The organism is Candidatus Parvarchaeota archaeon, assembly GCA_016866895.1.
GTDB lineage: Archaea > Micrarchaeota > Micrarchaeia > Anstonellales > VGKX01 > VGKX01.
Genome location: VGKX01000085.1, coordinates 1 through 5,231, shown reverse-complemented (window position 1 = coordinate 5,231; position 5,231 = coordinate 1). Strand labels below are relative to the sequence as shown.

The 5,231-nt window shown below is 49.3% G+C and carries 6 protein-coding genes; all 6 read left to right on the top strand.

The genetic code is table 11. The annotated features are described in order from the left end of the window. The first annotated feature begins 457 nt into the window (after positions 1 to 457). The gene (locus tag FJZ26_03950; GenBank protein ID MBM3229560.1) at positions 458 to 676 is read left to right on the top strand and encodes an ATPase; all 219 of its coding nucleotides are present in this window, start codon (positions 458 to 460) and stop codon (positions 674 to 676) included. 98 nt (positions 677 to 774) lie between these two features. Next, a complete protein-coding gene (locus FJZ26_03945; protein MBM3229559.1) occupies positions 775 to 1,356 on the top strand; it encodes a hypothetical protein in 582 nt (193 codons plus the stop codon). A 36-nt stretch (positions 1,357 to 1,392) separates the two neighbouring features. Then, complete coding sequence (locus FJZ26_03940) at positions 1,393 to 2,502, top strand: hypothetical protein (GenBank protein MBM3229558.1); 1,110 nt, start codon at positions 1,393 to 1,395, stop codon at positions 2,500 to 2,502. A 51-nt stretch (positions 2,503 to 2,553) separates the two neighbouring features. Beyond that, complete coding sequence (locus FJZ26_03935; GenBank protein ID MBM3229557.1) at positions 2,554 to 2,928, top strand: hypothetical protein; 375 nt, start codon at positions 2,554 to 2,556, stop codon at positions 2,926 to 2,928. 57 nt (positions 2,929 to 2,985) lie between these two features. Further along, the gene (locus tag FJZ26_03930; protein MBM3229556.1) at positions 2,986 to 4,746 is read left to right on the top strand and encodes a V-type ATP synthase subunit A; all 1,761 of its coding nucleotides are present in this window, start codon (positions 2,986 to 2,988) and stop codon (positions 4,744 to 4,746) included. Between the two features lie 80 nt (positions 4,747 to 4,826). Continuing rightward, the coding region (locus FJZ26_03925; protein ID MBM3229555.1) for a V-type ATP synthase subunit B at positions 4,827 to 5,231 on the top strand (405 nt) is incomplete at its 3' end.

Below are 5,231 nucleotides of genomic sequence, written 5' to 3'. Positions count from 1 at the left end.
TGCTGATAATACGTGCAGAGGGCGTTCTTGGGCTTATCGAAATTCCGGGAATTGCCGGAAATGCGATGTCATATGCAAGAATTGCTGCAGTAGGGGTGGCGGGCGTTGTGCTTGCCGAAAAGATAATCAACGATTTGGTCGTAAGCGGCGTGCTTGTAAAGCAGGCAAACCCTGTTGCTTTTGCAATAGTCTTTGTGATAGCAGCGATTTTGCACATCATGAACACCTTCCTTGCAATGTTCGAGAGCATGGTGCAGGGGGCAAGGCTGAACCTGGTTGAGTTTTACAGCAAGTTCTTCCACGGAGGGGGCAGGAAATTCAGCCCGCTTAGGGCTCAGAGGGTTTACACGAAATATTCATCTGCTAAAAACAGCTGAAAAACAGCCAAAGGAAAAAAATCTGGATAAAAAGAAAAATAGAATAAAAATTGAAAAATAGAGGTGTGGAAATGGCGGAAATCGGAACTGGTATCATTGCATTTGCATCCGCATTTGCAATTGGATTGAGTGCAATAGCAACAGCATGGGCGCAGGCAACAATTGGCGCTGCAGCCATGGGCGTTATCGCCGAAAAGCCGGAGGAGGCCTCAAAGCTCCTTGTTTACATAGCGCTTCCTGAAACCATCATCATCCTTGGTTTTGTGGTGGGCTTGCTGCTCTCGTTCAAAATCGGCTAGGTAAGGCGGTTTTGGATTAAATTCACAGGCAAATGACATAACAGGCGCGCAAGGCACTGCCTTGCAGCCTGAGCTTTGCCTGCGGCTGGAGTGATTTGATGGGCCTAGACGAACTAGAAGACGAGATACTGAAAAAAGCCAGGCACGAGGCCAAGGAAATGGCCGAGGATGCGCAAAGCGAGGCATCCAAATTGCTGGACGAGGCAAGAGCCAGGGCAAAGGCTCAAGTCGAGCACGAAGAGAGAAGCGCTGTTGATGGCGCAGCTGAGCAGTCTGCAGAAAGGACAGCTGCTGCAAGGCTTGAGGCAAAGAAAATAGTTTCAGACGGCAGCGAGGCTGCAATAAGCGCTTCAATGGACCAGGTGTGGGAATGCTTGTGCGAGACGAAAAAATCCAAGGCATACCCTCAGATTCTCAAGTCGCTTGCCACAAAAGGCATCAGGGAACTTTCTGGATATGGAAACTTGGCTGTAAAGGCACAACCACAAGACAGGAAAAATCTTTCAGGCCTAAAGGCAGAGGTTTCCCAGGGTGGCTTTGAAGGTTCAGGCGGAGTGGTTGTCGAGACAAAAGACGGCAGGGTTAGGGCCGATTACTCGTTTGAAAGCATATTTGCCGCAAGCAAGGATTCAATCAGGCGCGATGTGCACAACGAGTTGTTCGGACGGGGAAGGAAGTAGGAGCCAAAAGAGGGCAAGTTAAGGGGTAATGGATTGGTGGATGGATTTTTCAAACTTGGCCTGAATGCAGGCAGGGGGCTTGCGCAATCTGCAGTTGCAAAAGTAGCAGGCAGGCTGCAGTTTTGGCCAATAGTTTACGGCTACTCAAATGCCAGGCTGCATGCAATGAAGAGCCTGCTTATGGGGCCTGCACAGGTGGAGGAGCTTTTGGCAGCCTCAAACATGCAAGGCATGATACAAGTCCTTGAAAAATCCGGATACAAAGAAGACATTGCCGCATATTCCCTAAAATACTCGGGCTCGCAGCTAGTCGAGCATGCAATTGGGAGGAATTATGCGAGGGTGGCAAAAAAAGTCCTTGGGTTTACGCCAAAAGATGGAAGGGAAACCGTTGAGGGCTACCTGGAAAGATACGACGTAAACAACTTGAAGGCCATACTTGTTGGAAAATATCTCAAAAAGCCCAGGGCTCAAATTGAGGACAAGCTTATACCGGTTGGACAAATGGGGCCGCTTGAAATTTCCCAGCTTCTGGATGCGCAAAGCGTCGAGGATGCACTTGCAATCATCAGGACCCACAGGTATGGCGGGGAACTGTGGGGCATGAGAAGGGAAAGTTTTGAGAGCATACTTGCGGCTTTGGACAGGTTCTACTACATGAACGTTCAAAAAAAGGTCACTTCGACAGACCCCAAGGCCCAAGGCGTGCTAAGGCTTCTCAAAACAGAGCTTGACGGGAAAAACGTGTCAACTATAATGAGGTGCAAGAAAAACGGGCTTGAAAAAAGCAAGATTGCGGATTTTGTGATAGACAGCGGGAACTTTACGACAAGGGAAATCGGGGAAATGATTGAGGCTGACGGGATTGGCGGGGTTGGCTCAGTTGCTGCAAGAAGATACTGGCTTGGAAAGGCAAATGAGCGGTTTGCACAAACTGGAAGAGTGTCTGAATTTGAGATTGAATTTTCAAGAATAGTTGCAAGCATCGGCCTGCAGGAATTCAGGAAAAGCACACTGTCAGTCGGGGCAATTGTTGGCTTTTTGATGATAAAGGGAAACGGAATGAACAATATTGGCAAGATTGCACAGGCAAAAGAGTTCGGGCTGCCTGCCCAAGTTATCCGCGAAATAATAATTGAGACTTGAGAATTTTGGGATTTTGAACTGGCATGACAGCTACATGAAAAGCGTGGGAATATGGATGCAGCAAAAAGCTCTGGCGAAGCGGGCGGGATTGACGCAGGGAAGCTGACCGACAGGATTGCGGTAGTTGGAGACACGACATTTGCATCCGGCTTTCGGCTTGCAGGTATTGAAGACTGCTACATTGTCGAAGAAAGCGGAGTTCAGGAAAAAGTGGTGCAGCTACTTGACGGGCAGGACTACGGGATTGTCATTCTTTCAGAGCGGTCTTTGGAGAGCTTTGAGTGGAGGGTGAAAAAGAGGATTGAGGCTGCGGCAAAACCGGTTGTTGTTGCGATTGCAGACAAGACCGGGCCAATAGAGCAGTCAGAGTCGCTTGCAAAGCTTATCAAAAGGGCAATAGGATTTGACCTGATGAAGAAAAAATGAAAAAGGAAAGGCAAGAAGCTTAGAAGTAAAGTAAGTTTGCGCGATTGCAATTTTGAGGTGTGGACAATGGGCGTTCTTGAAAAAATAGCAGGACCGGTGGTAGTAGCAGGCGGCATGAGCGGCGCAAAAATGTACGACGTGGTCAAGGTAGGCAAGGCAGAGCTTACCGGGGAGATAATCAAGATAGTGGGGGAATTTGCCACAATACAGGTGTATGAGGACACTTCGGGCCTTGTCCCAGGCGAGCCTATTGAGTCTACAGGAACGCCACTTTCCGTTGAGCTTGGGCCCGGCTTGCTGAAAAGCATTTACGACGGGATTCAGCGCCCCCTTGAGCTTATCATGGAGAAAAGCAAGGGGCCTTTTATTGCAAGGGGAATTGCAGTCCCATCGATTGACCGCAAGGCAAAGTGGAAATTCAAGGCTGTTGCAAAAAAGGGCGCGCATGTGAAAAAAGGCGACGTGCTTGGCGAAGTGCAGGAAACACAGCTTATTGTGCACAGGATAATGTCGCCAGTTGACGGCAAGCTTGAAAGCATCAAGGAGGGGAGCTTCACAGTAGAGGACACAATTGCGGTTGTAAGCCATGAGAGGCAGAAGACAGAGGTGAAGATGCTTGCAAGATGGCCTGTGCGCAGCTCAAGGCAGTATGCGGAAAAATTTGACCCAAACATACCACTTGCCACAGGGCAGAGGATAATTGATACGTTTTTCCCGATTGCAAAAGGCGGCACAGCCTGCATACCTGGGCCTTTTGGCTCTGGAAAAACAGTCACGCAGCAGGCGCTTGCAAAATGGTCTGACACGCAGATTGTGGTTTACATTGGCTGCGGAGAGAGAGGAAACGAGATGACTGAAGTGCTTTCCGAGTTTCCGCACCTGATTGACCCCAAGTCTGGAAAGCCTCTGATGGAAAGGACAATTCTGATTGCAAACACCTCAAACATGCCTGTTGCAGCCCGCGAGGCATCAATTTACACTGGGATTACCATTGCCGAATACTACAGGGACATGGGATACGACGTTGCGCTCATGGCAGACTCGACATCAAGATGGGCCGAGGCAATGAGGGAGATAGGCGGCAGGCTTGAGGAAATGCCTGGCGAAGAGGGGTATCCAGCCTATCTTGCAAGGAGGCTTGCGGAATTTTATGAAAGGGCAGGGCGCGTGCACTGCCTTGGCGCACCAAAGAGAAACGGCTCCATCACAATTATCGGTGCAGTGTCGCCTCCCGGAGGCGACATATCAGAGCCAGTGTCGCAAAACACGCTGAGGGTCACAAAGGTATTTTTGGCCCTCGACGCATCACTTGCGCAGCGCAGGCACTTTCCTGCCATCAACTGGCTAAAGTCATATTCGCTTTATCTTGACACGCTGGAAGGGTATTACAATGAAAATACCTCTTCGGACTGGACTGTCCTGAGAAAAACTGCAATGGCGCTGCTGCAAAAGGAGTCAGAACTGCAGGAGATTGTGCAGCTGGTCGGCCCTGACGCGCTTCCAGAAAAGGAGCAGGTCGTACTCAACTCCACAAAGATGATTAGGGAGGACTTCCTGCAGCAGTCTGCATTCCACGAGATTGACACTTATGCATCTTTGAAAAAACAGTACCTGATGCTGCGCAACATCATAAGGTTCCATGAAAAGTCCCTTGCAGCAGTTGACCTTGGGGTGCAGCTAAAGAACATCCTTGGGCTCAAAGTCAGGGAAAAGGTTGCAAGGATGAAGGAGATCCCTGAAAAGGACCTCAAGCATATTGAGGAGATTGGCGGCCTCATAGACTCGGAATTTGACGAGGTTGCAAAAAAGAAGAATTAGGGCGATAGAATAGATAGTGGCAAAATAAGAAAAAGGAAAAGAATGGGGAATTTTGACTGATATTTTGAAAGGTGATTTCAATGAAGGAATACCAGACAGTCACGCAGATTGCAGGGCCGCTTGTGTTTGTTGAAGGAGTGAGCGGCGTTGGCTACAACGAGATTGCGCAAGTCACGCTTCCTAGCGGCGAAAAGAAGCTTGGGCAGGTGCTTGAAGTCTCAAGTAATGTTGCAGTCGTGCAGCTTTTTGGCGCAACTTCAGGCCTGAACACAACCCAGACAAAAGTCAGTTTTATTGGCGAGACGATGCAGCTTTCAGTCTCAACCGATATGCTGGGCAGGGTTTTTGACGGACTTGGCAGGCCTCGCGACAAGGGGCCTTCCATAATTGCCGAAAAAAGGCTTGACATTAACGGGGCTGCAATCAACCCTTATTCGCGCGCAGTTCCCCGGGACTTTATCCAGACTGGCGTCTCAACGATTGAT

What these genes read in the sequence shown, in the direction of transcription:
- FJZ26_03935 (MBM3229557.1), top strand. Translation starts at nt 2,554, where the DNA reads ATGGATGCAGCAAAAAGCTCTGGCGAAGCGGGCGGGATTGACGCAGGG.
- FJZ26_03945 (MBM3229559.1), top strand. Translation starts at nt 775, where the DNA reads ATGGGCCTAGACGAACTAGAAGACGAGATACTGAAAAAAGCCAGGCAC.